Origin of the sequence: Pseudomonas sp. (assembly GCF_030690725.1) — a bacterium.
Lineage (GTDB): Bacteria > Pseudomonadota > Gammaproteobacteria > Pseudomonadales > Pseudomonadaceae > Aquipseudomonas.
The window spans coordinates 1-14271 of the sequence record NZ_JAUYGD010000050.1; the positions used below are offsets into that span (position 1 = coordinate 1).

Annotated in this window: 15 protein-coding genes and 2 tRNA genes; 15 read left to right on the forward strand and 2 right to left on the reverse strand. The window is 61.2% G+C overall.

Translation table 11 applies throughout. The features are described from left to right. Window positions 1-16 precede the first annotated feature (16 nt). Together Q8O69_RS12010 and Q8O69_RS12015 are read left to right on the forward strand one after the other, a co-directional pair. Window positions 17-93 (forward strand) — tRNA-Arg (locus tag Q8O69_RS12010). Window positions 94-165: 72 nt separating this feature from the next. Then, a tRNA-Arg gene (locus tag Q8O69_RS12015) sits at window positions 166-242 on the forward strand. A 99-nt stretch (window positions 243-341) separates the two neighbouring features. Here Q8O69_RS12015 and Q8O69_RS12020 read toward each other — a convergent pair. Further along, window positions 342-839: a DUF4124 domain-containing protein gene (locus tag Q8O69_RS12020; protein ID WP_305592401.1), complete on the reverse strand. Its 498-nt coding sequence runs from the start codon at window positions 837-839 to the stop codon at window positions 342-344. Window positions 840-1161: 322 nt separating this feature from the next. Between Q8O69_RS12020 and mgtE the strand changes: the two genes are divergently transcribed. The 4 genes from mgtE (at window position 1162) to Q8O69_RS12040 (ending at window position 5977) form a co-directional block, all read left to right on the forward strand. Continuing rightward, on the forward strand, window positions 1162-2604 hold the full coding sequence (gene mgtE / locus Q8O69_RS12025) for a magnesium transporter (protein ID WP_305592403.1): 1443 nt from the start codon (window positions 1162-1164) through the stop codon (window positions 2602-2604). A 174-nt stretch (window positions 2605-2778) separates the two neighbouring features. Continuing rightward, complete coding sequence (locus Q8O69_RS12030; protein ID WP_305592405.1) at window positions 2779-3030, forward strand: OadG family protein; 252 nt, start codon at window positions 2779-2781, stop codon at window positions 3028-3030. Between the two features lie 25 nt (window positions 3031-3055). Then, window positions 3056-4828, forward strand: coding sequence for a sodium-extruding oxaloacetate decarboxylase subunit alpha (gene oadA, locus Q8O69_RS12035; protein ID WP_305592407.1), 1773 nt, complete (start codon window positions 3056-3058; stop codon window positions 4826-4828). A 12-nt stretch (window positions 4829-4840) separates the two neighbouring features. Then, complete coding sequence (locus Q8O69_RS12040; RefSeq protein ID WP_305592409.1) at window positions 4841-5977, forward strand: sodium ion-translocating decarboxylase subunit beta; 1137 nt, start codon at window positions 4841-4843, stop codon at window positions 5975-5977. 166 nt (window positions 5978-6143) lie between these two features. On the opposite strand, the gene Q8O69_RS12045 is transcribed toward Q8O69_RS12040, so the two are convergent. Then, window positions 6144-6461: an Arc family DNA-binding protein gene (locus Q8O69_RS12045; protein ID WP_136665818.1), complete on the reverse strand. Its 318-nt coding sequence runs from the start codon at window positions 6459-6461 to the stop codon at window positions 6144-6146. 393 nt (window positions 6462-6854) lie between these two features. Here Q8O69_RS12045 and phnC point away from each other — a divergent pair, with 393 nt between their 5' ends. The 9 genes from phnC (at window position 6855) to phnK (ending at window position 14227) form a co-directional block, all read left to right on the forward strand. Continuing rightward, window positions 6855-7691 (forward strand): phosphonate ABC transporter ATP-binding protein, encoded by an 837-nt coding sequence (gene phnC / locus Q8O69_RS12050; protein ID WP_305592413.1) that lies wholly within the window; start codon window positions 6855-6857, stop codon window positions 7689-7691. Between the two features lie 56 nt (window positions 7692-7747). Beyond that, window positions 7748-8752, forward strand: coding sequence for a phosphonate ABC transporter substrate-binding protein (gene phnD, locus Q8O69_RS12055; protein ID WP_305592415.1), 1005 nt, complete (start codon window positions 7748-7750; stop codon window positions 8750-8752). 66 nt (window positions 8753-8818) lie between these two features. Further along, on the forward strand, window positions 8819-9613 hold the full coding sequence (gene phnE, locus Q8O69_RS12060; protein ID WP_305592417.1) for a phosphonate ABC transporter, permease protein PhnE: 795 nt from the start codon (window positions 8819-8821) through the stop codon (window positions 9611-9613). 36 nt (window positions 9614-9649) lie between these two features. Beyond that, window positions 9650-10354 (forward strand): phosphonate metabolism transcriptional regulator PhnF, encoded by a 705-nt coding sequence (gene phnF / locus Q8O69_RS12065; protein WP_305592419.1) that lies wholly within the window; start codon window positions 9650-9652, stop codon window positions 10352-10354. A gap of 13 nt (window positions 10355-10367) precedes the next feature. Continuing rightward, window positions 10368-10844, forward strand: a complete 477-nt coding sequence (gene phnG / locus Q8O69_RS12070; protein WP_305592421.1) for a phosphonate C-P lyase system protein PhnG — start codon at window positions 10368-10370, stop codon at window positions 10842-10844. After that, window positions 10844-11455 (forward strand): phosphonate C-P lyase system protein PhnH, encoded by a 612-nt coding sequence (phnH, locus tag Q8O69_RS12075; RefSeq protein WP_305592423.1) that lies wholly within the window; start codon window positions 10844-10846, stop codon window positions 11453-11455. The genes phnG and phnH overlap by 1 nt, the downstream gene beginning before the upstream one ends. After that, window positions 11455-12546, forward strand: a complete 1092-nt coding sequence (locus tag Q8O69_RS12080) for a carbon-phosphorus lyase complex subunit PhnI (RefSeq protein WP_305592425.1) — start codon at window positions 11455-11457, stop codon at window positions 12544-12546. Before phnH ends, Q8O69_RS12080 begins: the two co-directional genes overlap by 1 nt. Beyond that, window positions 12543-13421: an alpha-D-ribose 1-methylphosphonate 5-phosphate C-P-lyase PhnJ gene (locus Q8O69_RS12085; protein WP_305592427.1), complete on the forward strand. Its 879-nt coding sequence runs from the start codon at window positions 12543-12545 to the stop codon at window positions 13419-13421. Before Q8O69_RS12080 ends, Q8O69_RS12085 begins: the two co-directional genes overlap by 4 nt. Beyond that, window positions 13418-14227: a phosphonate C-P lyase system protein PhnK gene (gene phnK, locus Q8O69_RS12090; protein WP_305592429.1), complete on the forward strand. Its 810-nt coding sequence runs from the start codon at window positions 13418-13420 to the stop codon at window positions 14225-14227. Before Q8O69_RS12085 ends, phnK begins: the two co-directional genes overlap by 4 nt. Window positions 14228-14271 lie beyond the last annotated feature (44 nt).

The following is a 14271-nucleotide window of genomic DNA, read 5'->3' on the forward strand; positions in this document are numbered from 1 at the left end:
TTTAAAAGCGCCAATTGCACTCATAGCTCAGCTGGATAGAGTACTCGGCTACGAACCGAGCGGTCGGAGGTTCGAATCCTCCTGAGTGCACCAAATAGAAATGGCTTGCAGCGATGCCGGCCATTTTGTTTCAGCCAGCGGTGATCTGGTTTAAAAGCGCCAATTGCACTCATAGCTCAGCTGGATAGAGTACTCGGCTACGAACCGAGCGGTCGGAGGTTCGAATCCTCCTGAGTGCACCAAACAAGAAGGGCCTGCAGCGATGCAGGCCCTTTTTTATTGTGCGGCGTTTATAGCCGTCACCGGCGGGTTGTCGCTGTGCAACGTTAAATTCGCTGGATTTAGCGTTTGGCCTTGCCTTTGACGCAGCCGGCTTCATCAAAACTCACATTGCGCTTGTTGCCTTTTTTGCCCTGATAAACGTAGCGCGTCTGGCCATTCTGTTCGGTGACCTTGTCAGGCTTGCCGAGGCTGCTCTCGACATCGCTGCGGCTCATGCCCAGGCGTATCTGCTGCTTGATGATGGCGGCGCGCCGTTCGCTGCTGCTGAGGTGGTTGCCGCAGCCGTCCTGCTTCACGCCGATCACTGTCAGCTCATACTCATCTTTCTTCTTGCTCTCGCGGCTGGCCTTGCGCGGTTTGGCCAATGGCACCGGTTTACCGCTGCCGGGTGTGGGGTTGTAGGCCTGCTGCAAGCTCTGGTTGTGCGCGTCGGGGCAGCCTTGGCGGGTGAAGGTGACGTTGCCTTTGGCGTCTTCGCAGCGAAATACCGTTGAGCCGAGTGTGGGCAGCGGGCAAAGCAGAATGGCGCAGAAAGCTGCGCAGCGCAGTCCATGCATGGTGCGTCCTCCGTGACGGTCCATGTGCAAGGGTAGTCGATGCCTTCGTCTGCGCCAGGCGTGCCTTTGCCAATGCCTCGCACGTCGCAGTTACAGATGTGCAGGCGCGCTTAAGTTTGTCGTGCAAGCGCTTGTTCTAGGATTGTTTTTGTCACATGCAAAGCGCCTGGGCGGTGGTATCATTCGCTGCGTCAGCCCCGCCGGGGCTTGTGGAAAACCACCATGGACTTACCCAGTAGTTACTCTGAATCTCGATTGTGCAATCACGTGTTGACTGATTGACCCTCCGTGGCGTGCGCTGCCGCTGGGGGTGGAGCGCGCCATGACTGAAGTAGAAGCAAAAAAGCCGCAAGAAAGCCTGCAAAATCGCCTGGCCCAGGTGGTCGAGCTGTTGCATCGGCACAAGCTGGTCGAAGACCTGACTCACCGTCAGGAAGGCCAGCACCACGGCCGGGTGGAAAACCTGGTGCATCGGCAGAACCTCGCCGAATTGCAACGCAAGCTCGATGAGCTGCACTCCGCCGACGTTGCCCACATTCTCGAAGCCTTGCCGCTTGATGACCGTCTGACTGTCTGGCAGCTGGTCAAAGTCGAGCGCGACGGCGATATCCTCCTCGAAGTGTCCGACGCGGTGCGCGAAACCCTGCTTGCGGACATGGACGACCATGAAATTCTCGCCGCCGCCAGGGACATGGACGCCGACGAGCTGGCTGACCTGGCCTCCGAGCTGCCGCGCGATGTCGTGCACGAGCTGATGGAAACCCTCGATGCACAGCAGCGCGAGCGCGTGCGCTCGGCGTTGTCCTATGAGGAAGATCAGGTCGGCGCGCTGATGGACTTCGAGATGGTGACCATCCGCGAAGACGTCAGCCTGGAAGTGGTGTTGCGCTACCTGCGCCGCCTCAAGGAGTTGCCAGGGCACACCGACAAGCTGTTTGTGGTCGATTACGACGGCGTGCTCAAGGGTGTGCTGCCGGTCAAGCGTCTGTTGGTCAATGACCCGGAAAAGCTGGTCAGCGAAGTCATGGCCACCGACCCGGTGAGCTTCCACCCGGATGAGGATGGCTACGACGCCGCGCAGGCGTTCGAGCGTTACGACCTGATTTCTACGCCGGTGGTGGACAAGAACGGCAAGCTCATCGGTCGTTTGACCATCGATGAAATGGTCGACCTGATCCGGGAGGAGAGCGAAAGCGAAGTCCTCAATATGGCCGGTCTGCGTGAGGAGGAAGACATCTTCGCCTCGGTGTGGAAATCCCTGCGCAACCGCTGGGCCTGGTTGGCGATCAATCTGGTTACCGCCTTTATGGCGTCGCGGGTGATCGGCCTGTTCGAAGACTCCATCGAGAAGCTGGTGGCTTTGGCAGCGCTGATGCCGATTGTTGCGGGCATCGGTGGCAACTCGGGTAACCAAACCATCACCATGATCGTACGCGCCATGGCGCTGGATCAGGTCAGTACCGGTAATACCTCGCGGCTGATTCGCAAGGAGCTGGGCGTTGGCCTGGTTAACGGCATTGTCTGGGGTGGGGTGATTGGCGTGGTGGCCTACCTGCTCTACGACAGCTGGTCGCTGGGTGTGGTGATGACTGCAGCAATGACCCTGAACCTGCTGTTGGCGGCGCTGATGGGGGTGCTGATCCCCATGACGCTGGTGCGTATGGGGCGTGATCCGGCCTTGGGCGCCAGTGTGATGATCACTGCGGTAACCGATAGCGGTGGCTTCTTTATCTTCCTGGGCTTGGCCAGCCTGTTCCTGCTCTAGCGGCCTGCTGAAGTGATGACGCTTTCTCTACAGAAAATGTCTCATTAGGCTGCTCTGGGTTTGCTTCAAACGCTCGTTTCACGCTAAGGTTCGCCAGCTTTGCCCGGGATCAGTTCCCGGGCGCTCCTATCTAATAATTAACGCAGCTCACACGTAGCTGGTAATGGAGCCAAGATGACCCCTGGTGAACTCCTGCTCGAGGGTGTCGAGCTCATGCTGTTCGGCATAGGCACCGTATTTCTCTTTCTGATGCTATTGGTGCTGATGATCCGCGTGATGTCGTGGGTTATCGAGCGTTTTACCGTCAAAGCGCCAATTCCCGTATCTGTGCCATCAGCAGTCAAGCCGGCCTCCGACGAGCCGAGCGCTGATGTGCTAGCCGCTATCCAATCCGCTATTCACCAGCACCGCGCCCGCCGCGGGTGAGCCAGGTTCGACAGGGAGCATCTGTATGACTGCCGTAAAGAAAGCACTCGGAATTACTGATGTGGTGCTGCGTGACGCCCACCAGTCGATCCTGGCCACCCGCGTGCGCCTGGAAGATATGCTGCCAATCGCGCCCAAGCTCGATCAGGTCGGCTTCTGGTCCGTGGAGTCCTGGGGTGGCGCGACCTTCGATGCGTGCATCCGTTACCTGGGTGAAGATCCATGGCACCGCATTCGCGAGCTGAAAAAGGCCATGCCCAACACCCGCCAGCAGATGCTGCTGCGCGGGCAGAACCTGCTGGGCTACCGCCATTACGCCGATGACGTGGTGGAAAAATTCGTCGAGCGCGCCGCCTTCAATGGCGTTGATGTGTTCCGCGTATTCGATGCGATGAACGATCCGCGCAATCTGCAGACCGCGCTCAAGGCCGTCAAGCAGCTGGGCAAGCATGCTCAGGGCACCATCTCCTACACCACCAGTCCGGTGCATACCCTGGAGATGTGGGTTGATCTGGCCAAGCAGATCGAAGATATGGGCGCCGACTCGGTGGCCATCAAGGACATGGCCGGTATTCTGACACCCTACACCGCGTTCGAACTGGTGACGCGCCTGAAGGCAACCCTGTCGATCCCGATTCATATGCAGTGCCACGCCACTGCTGGGTTGTCGTCTGTGGCCATTCTTAAGGCCGTGGAGGCAGGCATCGACAATGTCGACACCGCCATTTCTTCTTTGTCGATGACCTATGGTCATTCGCCAACTGAATCCGTAGTGGCGATGTTCCAGGGCACTGAGCGCGATACCGGGCTTAACCTGGAACTGCTCGAAGAAATCGCCGCCTATTTCCGTGAGGTACGGAAGAAGTACGCCAAGTTCGAGGGCAACCTCAAGGGTGTTGACTCGCGGATTCTGGTCGCCCAGGTGCCGGGCGGCATGTTGACCAATATGGAAGGCCAGCTGAAAGAGCAGGGCGCCCAGGACAAGTTCGACGAAGTGCTCGCTGAGATCCCGCGTGTACGTGAAGACCTCGGCTTTATCCCGCTGGTGACCCCTACCTCGCAGATCGTTGGCACCCAGGCGGTGATCAACGTGCTGACCGGCGAGCGCTACAAGTCGATCACCAAGGAAACCGCCGGCATCTTGAAGGGTGAATACGGCGCAGCGCCGGCGCCGTTCAATAAAGAGCTGCAGGCGCGGGTGCTGGATGGCGCTGAAGCCGTTACCTGCCGTCCGGCCGATCTGCTTGAAGCCGAGATGGACAAACTGACCGCCGAACTCAAGGGTATTGCCAAAGAGAAGGGTGTCAAGCTGGCCGCCGATGAAATCGACGACGTGCTGACCTACGCTCTGTTCCCGCAGATTGGTCTGAAGTTTCTGGAAAACCGCGGCAACCCGGCAGCGTTCGAGCCGGCACCGACCGGCAAAGAAGCACCTGCTCGTGAAGCCGGCAAGCCCGAGGTCTACACCGTTGAAGTGGGCGGCAAGTCCTATGTGGTGCAGGTCAACGAAGGCGGCGATATCGAAGGGCTCAAGGCTGTCGGTGGTGCTAATTCCTCGGCAGCAGTAGCTGCGCCAGTGGGCGCCGGCGAGCCGCAGAATGCCCCGCTGGCCGGCAACATCTTCAAGGTACTGGTGCAGCCAGGTCATGCCGTGGAAGAAGGGCAGCTGGTGATCATCCTCGAAGCCATGAAAATGGAAACCGAGATCCGTGCGTTCAAGGCCGGCACTATTGGTGCGGTCAACGTCAAGGTGGGTGATGCGGTGGCGGTGGGCGACAGCCTGCTGACCATCGGTTAAGGGAGCGCGGTAATGGATAAGCTCCTCAAGCTTTGGCACAGCACCGGCCTGTACCACGTCGAGCCGGGTCAGCTGTTTATGATGGCGGTGTGCATCCTGCTGATCTATCTGGCGATCAAGAAGGGCTTTGAGCCGCTGCTGCTGTTGCCGATTGGTTTTGGCGGTCTGCTGGCCAACATCCCGGTGGCCAATATGGCCGAGGGTGCGGGCTTCCTGCACATGATCTACGAGGTGGGTTTGCCCACCAGTATCTTCCCGCTGCTGATCTTCCTCGGCGTCGGCGCCATGACCGACTTCGGGCCGATGCTGGCCAACCCCAAGACCCTGTTGCTCGGGGCTGCGGCGCAGTTCGGGATTTTCGGCACGCTGATGGGCGCGCTGGCGCTGACAGCCTTGGGTATTCCGGGGCTTGAGTTCACCCTCAAGGAGGCTGCTTCCATCGCCATAATCGGCGGTGCAGACGGCCCGACCTCGATTTTCGTGACCTCCAAACTGGCTCCGCATCTGCTCGGTCCGATTGCCGTAGCGGCCTATGCCTATATGGCATTGGTGCCGCTGATTCAGCCGCCGATCATGCGTGCGCTGACCACCAAGGAAGAGCGCGCCATCGTTATGCAGCAGCTGCGCCCTGTGGGCCAGGCCGAGAAGATCATCTTCCCGATCGTGCTGTGCCTGCTGATCGGCATGCTGCTGCCGGATGCAGCGCCGCTGATCGGCATGTTCGCCCTGGGTAACCTGCTGCGTGAGGCCGGTGTGGTCGAGCGTCTGGCCGACACCTCGCGCAATGCGCTGATCAATATCGTCACCATCTTCCTCGGTCTGACCGTGGGTTCGAAGTTGTCGGCGGATTCCTTCCTGCAGCTGAAAACCCTGGGCATCCTCAGTCTGGGCATGCTGGCGTTCTGCGCCGGTACCGCTGCGGGGGTGTTGATGGCCAAGCTGATGAATATGTTCAGCAGCAACAAGATCAACCCGCTGATTGGCTCGGCCGGGGTGTCTGCGGTGCCGATGGCGGCGCGGGTGTCGAACAAGGTTGGGCTGGAAGCCAACCCGCAGAACTTCCTGCTGATGCACGCCATGGGCCCGAACGTGGCCGGGGTGATCGGCTCGGCAGTGGCTGCGGGTGTACTGCTCAGCTTTGTCGGCTGATTAACACGGCCAATAAAAAACCGCCTAAGGGCGGTTTTTTATTGCCTGGAATCCCTGGCGGCCAGCTTACAGGCGGTTGCGATGCAAGGCTCAAAATGGCTTCAGGCCATTTTTTATTGGCAGCAAAAAAACCGGCCTAGGCCGGTTTTTTCGTTGTGCAGCGCAGTCAGGCTTCTTCTGCAGCCATCTCGGCGTCGTGAGCAATCAATGCCACCAGGGCATTCTGCTGACGGCGTGACAGTTGGCGGAAGCGTTGCAGCAACTCACGCTCGTGCAAGGACAGATCTGGGCTGTCCAAGCGCATGTTGAGGTCATCACCCAGAGAGCTTTCCTGGAGCATGCTTTGCTCAAGGCGAGCAATGATCTCCGAGTTCATGCTGCGGTGATGGTTGCGTGCGACATCCGCAATACGTTCGCGCATGCCATCGGGCAGACGAACTACGAATTTGTCAGCGGTGCGGCTGGAATAGAGTGCTGGTTTCATAGGGCGCGTACATTAAACCGGTTAGTTTAGGAAAGCGATACTGGCAATGGGCTATAGGATTGTCACCGGTTTGACCACCTATAGCACTAACCGTTCAGCCAGAAAGCCGCTTAGATCAAGTATGACTCTACAGTCGCGAGGTCGATAAATTGACGCCAATCGCGTGTCGCATTTTGCGATGGGTAAAGGCGTTATGCCAGCACCAGTCATCAGAAATGCGCCGTGCTATGCAAAAAGCAAGGGAAACCGGCTGCGCGTAGGAAAAACTTCAAGCAATGGTCACGTAAGTGTCACGGCCTATTAATCGGTCTGACACAGGATTTGCCTACCTTGGTCTACACCAGAAGGCGGCTTCACGCCGCGGTGTAACCGCTAATAAAAAGGAGGCATTCCATGAGCGCAGTGATCCGGGTTGAGAGCCTGAACAAAACGTTCGGCCGCAAGCAGGCGCTGTTTGATCTGGCGCTGTCCGTAGAACCCGGTGAAATGGTGGCGCTGATCGGAGCCTCGGGCTCCGGCAAGTCTACCTTGCTGCGTCATGTTGCCGGCCTGGCCTGCTGCGATCGCAGCGGCGGTGGCAGCATTCAGGTGCTGGGTCGTGAAGTGCAGGCCGCAGGCCGGCTGAATGGCGAAGTGCGTCGTCTGCGCGCCGACATCGGCTACATCTTTCAGCAGTTCAATCTGGTCGGCCGCCTTAGCGTGCTGCAGAACGTGCTGCTCGGTTGCCTGGGGCGCATGCCGCGCTGGCGAGGCACCCTCGGTCTGTTCAATGCCGAAGAAAAGCAACGTGCGCTGCAGGCCCTGGCCCGTGTCGGTCTGGCGGATCTGGCGCAGCAACGCGCCTCGACCCTGTCCGGCGGCCAACAGCAGCGCGTGGCGATTGCCCGTGCCCTGTGCCAGCGCGCCAAGGTGATTCTGGCTGACGAGCCGATTGCCTCGCTCGATCCTGAATCAGCGCGCAAGGTCATGCAGATTCTTGCCGACATCAACCGCGAAGACGGCACTACCGTGGTGGTCACCCTGCATCAGGTCGACTACGCCATGCGCTATTGCCAGCGCGCCGTGGCGTTGAAAGCGGGGCGTATTCATTACGACGGCGCCGCCGCCGAGCTGCACCCCAACTTCCTTAACGATCTTTACGGGGCCGAGCTGCTAGCCGAGCCGCAAACCGCCGAGAAACCGCGCCGTGCGCGCACGCCGAAAGTCCCGCTGGCTCTGGCCAAGGCCTGAGCCGCTTGCCTGTTATGCCAACCCCTGTATGTCCATCTGCACTAGGAGTGCTTTGCATGTTCAAACGTATCAGTCGCGTTCTCGCCGCGTCCACGCTGCTGGCCGGTTCGGTTCTGGGCGCCGCCCAAGCCGCTGAGCAGGAAATCAATTTCGGCATCATCTCCACCGAGTCGTCGCAGAACCTGAAAAGCATGTGGGACCCCTTCCTGGCGGACATGAGCGAGCAGACTGGTCTGAAGATCAAAGCCTTCTTCGCCCCTGACTACGCCGGGATCATCCAGGGCATGCGTTTCGACAAGGTCGACATGGCTTGGTACGGCAACAAGGCCGCGATGGAAGCAGTGGACCGTGCCAATGGGCAGATCTTCGCCCAAACCGTCGCGGCCAACGGCACTCAGGGCTATTACAGCCTGATGGTGGCGCACAAGGACAGCCCGATCAATTCGATCGAAGACATGCTGAAAAACGCCAAGACCCTGACCTTCGCCAACGGCGACCCGAACTCTACCTCGGGCTATCTGGTACCGGGCTACTACGTTTTTGCGCAGAACAATGCCGACGCCAACAAGATCTTCAAGCGTGCGCTCAACGGCAGCCATGAAGTCAACGCCCTGTCGGTAGCCAACAAGCAGGTCGATATCGGCACCTTCAACAGCGAAGGTATGGAGCGTCTGGAAGTGACTGCTCCGGATAAAGCCGCTCAGCTGAAAGTGATCTGGACCTCGCCGCTGATCCCGTCTGACCCGATGGTATGGCGCAAGAACCTGGATGACGCCACCAAGAACAAGCTGCGCGAATTCTTTATGACCTACGGCGACGAGCCGGCTGAGCAGAAAGTTCTGGCCGGTCTGCAGTGGGCCAAGTTCAAGGCTTCCGATGACGACCAGCTGCTGCCGATCCGCCAGCTGGAGCTGTTCAAGAAGCGCACCGAAGTGGCTAACAACGAAAAACTCAACGCCGCTGACAAGCAGGCTCAGCTCAAGGAGCTGGATGCCGAGTTGGCCAAGCTGGAAAAGCGCATGGCTGAAATCGCCAAGCAGAGCCCAGCCAGCGCCGGTTAATAGCTGCTCCCTGCCCGGCACACCTGCCGGGCAGGTTCTTTCTGCCGCTTGATTCGAGATGTTGTTATGACCACTTTGACCACCGCACCCACGCCCGACCTGATTGCCAAGCGTTCTTGGCTGCAGCTGATCGGCTGGGGGCTGTTCTTCGCTGTGTTGGCCTGGTCCTGGCAGGGCGCGGAGATGAATCCGCTGGCGCTGATCCGCGACTCCAGCAACATGGCGACCTTTGCCGCGGACTTCTTTCCGCCCGATTTCAGCAACTGGGAGCTGTACCTCAAGGAGATGATCGTCACCGTGCAGATCGCCCTCTGGGGCACGGTGCTGGCGATTGTTCTAGCTATCCCGCTGGGCATTCTCTGCTCGGAAAACATCGTGCCGTGGTGGGTTTACCAGCCGATCCGCCGGGTGATGGACGCCTGCCGTTCAATCAACGAAATGGTCTTCGCCATGCTCTTCGTGGTGGCGGTTGGCCTGGGCCCGTTCGCCGGGGTGCTGGCGCTGTTTATTGGCACCACCGGGGTGCTCGCCAAACTCTTCGCCGAGGCGGTCGAGGCCATCGATCCGGGCCCGGTTGAAGGCGTACGCGCCACTGGCGCCAGCGCGTTGCAGGAAGTCATCTACGGGGTGATTCCGCAGATCCTGCCGCTATGGATTTCCTACTCGCTGTACCGCTTCGAATCCAACGTGCGCTCGGCAACTGTCGTCGGCATGGTCGGCGCTGGCGGTATCGGGGTGATTCTCTGGGAAGCGATTCGCGGCTTCCAGTTCGCCCAGACCTGCGCCTTGCTGATCGTGATCATCCTGGTGGTCAGTCTGTTGGACATCATCTCGCAGCGCCTGCGCAAACAATTTATCTGACGGAGAACGGGCATCTGCGGATGCCCTTTATTAGCCATGCACTTGTCTAGACAACCCGAGCCGCTGTACCGCGAACTGGCCGCCGTGCTGCGCGATGAGCTGCAGCGCATGAGCCCTGGCGATTACCTGCCGGCCGAGGTGCAGTTGGCCGCGCGTTTTGCCGTCAACCGCCACACCCTGCGCCGCGCAGTGGATGAGCTGGTGCTCGAAGGCCGCCTGCTGCGCCAGCAGGGTAAGGGCACGCGGGTGCTGGCCAAACCGCTGATCTACCCGATGCAGGCCGGCAGTGCCTACAGCGCCTCGCTTTCGGCGCTCGGCCACAAGGTCGAGGCGCAATTGCTGGAAAGCCGCCTGCGCCCAGCCGGATGTGAGGAGCGTGAATACCTGCAACTGCCCAGCGGTGCGCAACTGCTGGAACTGAGCACTTTGCGCCTGATCGAGGGCCAGCCGGTCAGCCTGATCCGTCATGCCTTCAGCACCGAGCACTGCGAGCTGCTCGCCGACTACCAGGGCGGCTCCCTGCGCCATTACCTCAGTCAGCGCGGCTTGCCGCTGACTCGCACCTTCAGCTTGATCGGCGCGCGCCTGCCCAGCCGTGACGAGGCTGCGCGCCTGCTGATGCCCAAGCATGCACCGCTGCTGAGCGTGCAAACCCTTTCCCGCGATCTGGCCGGACGGCCGGTGGAGCTGTCGTTATCGACCAGCCGCGCCGACCGCTTCCAGTACCAGCTCGCCCTTTGATGGAGGCTTGTTGATGAACCGCGATAGACCGCACAGCGACATACAGCACAGCGACCCGCACATCGCCACCCGCCAGCGCTGGATGGGCGTACTCGCCCGTGCCGGCGGCCAACTGGCGGCCTATGAGTCGGCATTGAAGGAAGCCGACTACCGCCTGATTCGCGCCCCGGAAATTGGCATGACCCTGGTACGTGGGCGCATGGGCGGCACCGGCAGCCCGTTCAACCTCGGCGAGATGAGCGTGACCCGCTGTGTGGTGCGCCTGGCCGATGGCCGCACCGGTTACAGCTACGTGGCCGGCCGCGACAAGCAACACGCCGAACTGGCGGCCCTGGCCGATGCGCACTTGCAGGGTGCCGAGCAGCCGCATTGGCTGAGCCGACTGATCGAACCCCTGGCGGCAGCGCAACAAGCCCAACAGGCGGCCAAGGCCGCAGAAACCGCAACCACCCAGGTGGAATTCTTCACCCTGGTCAGAGGAGAAGACTGATGAACGCGGCGAATAGCTCGCAATGGCTGCAACCGGCCTTCAACGACCCGGTGTTGGATGCGCAAACCAGCTTCCGCAGCGCCCTCAAGGCCCTGGCCGAGCCTGGCCTGGCACAACCGCTGAACCGCGCCCTGGCCCTGGAAAACCTCCACCCGGCGACCTACGCCCTGTGCCTGGCGTTTCTCGATGGCGACACGCCGCTGTGGCTGGCGCCGCGCTTCGACACCCCGGCGATCCGCGCCAACCTGGCCTTTCACTGCGGCTGCCCGATTGTCGCCGAGCGTGAGCTGGCGCTGTTTGCCTTGCTCGATGAGCGCGAGCTGGCCGACCTGTCGGCCTTCGACAATGGCAGTGAGCGCTATCCGGACCAGTCCTGCACTTTGCTGATCCAGCTCGATGCCCTCAGCAATGGCGCGGCCCTGCGCTGGCGCGGGCCGGGCATCAAGGACGTGCGCTGCGTCGAGCTACCGCTGCCGGCAGTGTTTTGGCAACAGCGCCATGCACGCAGTGCCTTTCCTCGTGGTCTGGATGCCTTCTTCGCCGCTGGTGAGCAGGTGATCGGCCTGCCGCGCAGCACCCGCGTGCTGGTCAATGCCGAGGAGGCTGCCTGATGTACGTCGCCGTCAAAGGTGGCGAGCGCGCCATCGACAATGCCCATTTGCTACTGGCGAAGAAGCGCCGTGGCGATACCTCCATTCCTGAACTCAGCGTCGAGCAAGTGCGCGAGCAGATGCCTCTGGCCGTCGCTCGAGTGATGAGCGAAGGCTCTCTGTACGACCCGCAGTTGGCCGCTCTGGCGATCAAGCAGGCGGCCGGCGACCTGATGGAAGCGATCTTCCTGCTGCGCGCCTACCGCACCACGCTGCCGCGCTTCGGCGCCAGCGCCGCGCTGGACACTACGCAGATGCAGCTGACTCGGCGTATCTCGGCAACCTTCAAGGACCTGCCCGGCGGCCAGTTGCTCGGCCCGACTTTCGACTACAGCCACCGGCTGTTGGATTTCGCCCTGCTGGCAGAAGGCGAACAGCCAGGGCCGCAGGTCGATCCGCAAGCTGAACTGTTGCCGTGCCCACGGGTGCTGGATTTTCTCGCCGACGAAGGTCTGATGGCCCGCGAGGCCGATGACGGCGCCGCTGTGCCGGATATCACTCGCGAGCCGCTGGATTTCCCCGCCAGTCGTGCTCAGCGCCTGCAGGCACTGGCCCGTGGTGATGAAGGCTTCCTATTGGCGCTGGGCTACTCCACCCAGCGCGGCTACGGGCGCAACCACCCCTTTGCCGGGGAGATCCGCATCGGCGAGGTCGAGGTTTGGCTGGAGCCGGAAGAGCTCGGCTTCGCCGTGCCGCTGGGCGATATCGAAGTGACCGAGTGCGAAATGGTCAACCAGTTCGTCGGCGGCAAGGGTATCGATGCGCAGTTTACCCGTGGCTACGGCCTGGCCTTCGGCTATGCCGAGCGCAAGGCCATGGGCATGGCTCTGGTCGACCGCTCGCTGCGCGCCGCCGAATACGCCGAGGAAGTCGAAGGCCCGGCGCAGCAGGAAGAGTTCGTGCTGATGCACTGCGACAACGTCGAGGCCGCCGGCTTCGTCTCGCACCTGAAATTGCCGCACTACGTCGACTTCCAATCCGAGCTGGAGCTGATCCGCAAACTGCGCAAGCAGACGTGCGAGCAGCCAGCCGCCGAGGAGCAACGCGCATGAATGCCCAGGCCCAAACGCAGTATGCAACAGAGGTTGGCTATAACTTCGCCTACCTCGATGAGCAAACCAAACGCATGATCCGCCGTGGCCTGCTCAAGGCCGTGGCGATTCCCGGTTATCAGGTGCCGTTCGGTGGTCGCGAGATGCCGCTGCCCTATGGCTGGGGCACTGGTGGCATGCAGCTGACCGCGGCGATTCTCGGCGCCGGGGATGTGCTCAAGGTGATCGATCAGGGCGCGGATGACACCACCAACGCGGTGTCGATCCGGCGCTTCTTCGCCCGCACGGCTGGGGTCAAGACCACCACCCGCACCCCAGAAGCGACGGTGATTCAGACCCGCCACCGCATCCCGGAAACGCCGCTCAATGGCGATCAGATCATGGTTTACCAGGTGCCGATCCCCGAGCCGCTGCGCTTTATCGAGCCCTCGGAAACCGAGACCCGCACCATGCACGCGCTGGAAGATTACGGCGTGATGCACGTAAAGCTGTACGAGGACATCGCCACCTTCGGCCATATCGCCACCAGCTACGCCTACCCGGTGACAGTGGACGAACGCTACGTGATGGACCCATCGCCCATTCCCAAATTCGACAACCCCAAGCTGCATATGAGCCCGGCGCTGATGCTGTTTGGTGCCGGCCGCGAGAAGCGCCTGTATGCCGTGCCGCCCTATACCCAGGTGGTGAGTTTGGACTTCGAAGATCACCCCTTCGAGATCCAGCGCTGGGATGAGTGCTGCGCCTTCTGCGGCAGTCAGGATTCCTACCTGGACGAGCTGATCGTCGACGATGCCGGCAGCAAGCGTTTCGTCTGCTCCGATACCGACTACTGCATGCAACGCCGTGACCTTGAAGAGGAGGGCGAGCAATGAGTGCTGCCGAAAAATTGCACCTGCACAACGAAACGGAGCAGCCGCTATTTAGCGTGCGTGACCTGACTCGCCTGTACGGCCTGGAGAAGGGCTGCCAGGGCGTATCGTTCGATCTGTATCCGGGCGAAGTGTTGGGTATCGTCGGCGAGTCCGGTTCGGGCAAGTCGACCCTGCTTAGTCTGCTCTCCGGGCGCTGCCCGCCGGATCGCGGCTCAGTCAGTTATCGCGATACGGCCGGCAACTGGGTTGACCTATACAGCGCCAGTGAGGCGCAGCGGCGCACGTTGCTGCGTACCGAGTGGGGTTTTGTCGAGCAGAACCCGCGTGACGGCCTGCGCATGGGCGTATCGGCCGGGGCCAATATCGGCGAACGGTTGATGGCTCAGGGCGTGCGCCATTACGGCGAGCTGCGCGCGGCCGGCATCGACTGGCTGAAGCAGGTGGAGATCGACCCGCTGCGCATCGACGACCTGCCGCGAACCTTCTCCGGCGGCATGCAGCAGCGTTTGCAGATCGCCCGCAACCTGGTTTCCAGCCCGCGGCTGATCTTTATGGACGAGCCCACCGGCGGCCTCGATGTATCGGTGCAGGCGCGTCTGCTCGACCTGCTGCGCGGCCTGGTGCGCGAGCTGGACCTGGCGGTGGTGATCGTCACCCACGACCTGGCGGTGGCGCGCTTGCTGGCGGATCGGCTGATGGTGATGCGCCGCTCCCATGTGGTCGAGGCCGGTCTCACCGATCAGATTCTCGACGACCCGCAGCATCCCTATTCGCAGTTGCTGGTGTCGTCTGTTCTGCAGCCCTGACGTGTGTGCAGCCCTGATTGCATGCGGGCTGCCGGTCAATATGA

Coding starts and splice junctions, on each gene's coding strand:
- Q8O69_RS12020 (WP_305592401.1), bottom strand. CDS start 839: ATGCATGGACTGCGCTGCGCAGCTTTCTGCGCCATTCTGCTTTGCCCG.
- mgtE (WP_305592403.1), top strand. CDS start 1,162: ATGACTGAAGTAGAAGCAAAAAAGCCGCAAGAAAGCCTGCAAAATCGC.
- Q8O69_RS12030 (WP_305592405.1), top strand. CDS start 2,779: ATGACCCCTGGTGAACTCCTGCTCGAGGGTGTCGAGCTCATGCTGTTC.
- oadA (WP_305592407.1), top strand. CDS start 3,056: ATGACTGCCGTAAAGAAAGCACTCGGAATTACTGATGTGGTGCTGCGT.
- Q8O69_RS12040 (WP_305592409.1), top strand. CDS start 4,841: ATGGATAAGCTCCTCAAGCTTTGGCACAGCACCGGCCTGTACCACGTC.
- Q8O69_RS12045 (WP_136665818.1), bottom strand. CDS start 6,461: ATGAAACCAGCACTCTATTCCAGCCGCACCGCTGACAAATTCGTAGTT.
- phnC (WP_305592413.1), top strand. CDS start 6,855: ATGAGCGCAGTGATCCGGGTTGAGAGCCTGAACAAAACGTTCGGCCGC.
- phnD (WP_305592415.1), top strand. CDS start 7,748: ATGTTCAAACGTATCAGTCGCGTTCTCGCCGCGTCCACGCTGCTGGCC.
- phnE (WP_305592417.1), top strand. CDS start 8,819: ATGACCACTTTGACCACCGCACCCACGCCCGACCTGATTGCCAAGCGT.
- phnF (WP_305592419.1), top strand. CDS start 9,650: ATGCACTTGTCTAGACAACCCGAGCCGCTGTACCGCGAACTGGCCGCC.
- phnG (WP_305592421.1), top strand. CDS start 10,368: ATGAACCGCGATAGACCGCACAGCGACATACAGCACAGCGACCCGCAC.
- phnH (WP_305592423.1), top strand. CDS start 10,844: ATGAACGCGGCGAATAGCTCGCAATGGCTGCAACCGGCCTTCAACGAC.
- Q8O69_RS12080 (WP_305592425.1), top strand. CDS start 11,455: ATGTACGTCGCCGTCAAAGGTGGCGAGCGCGCCATCGACAATGCCCAT.
- Q8O69_RS12085 (WP_305592427.1), top strand. CDS start 12,543: ATGAATGCCCAGGCCCAAACGCAGTATGCAACAGAGGTTGGCTATAAC.
- phnK (WP_305592429.1), top strand. CDS start 13,418: ATGAGTGCTGCCGAAAAATTGCACCTGCACAACGAAACGGAGCAGCCG.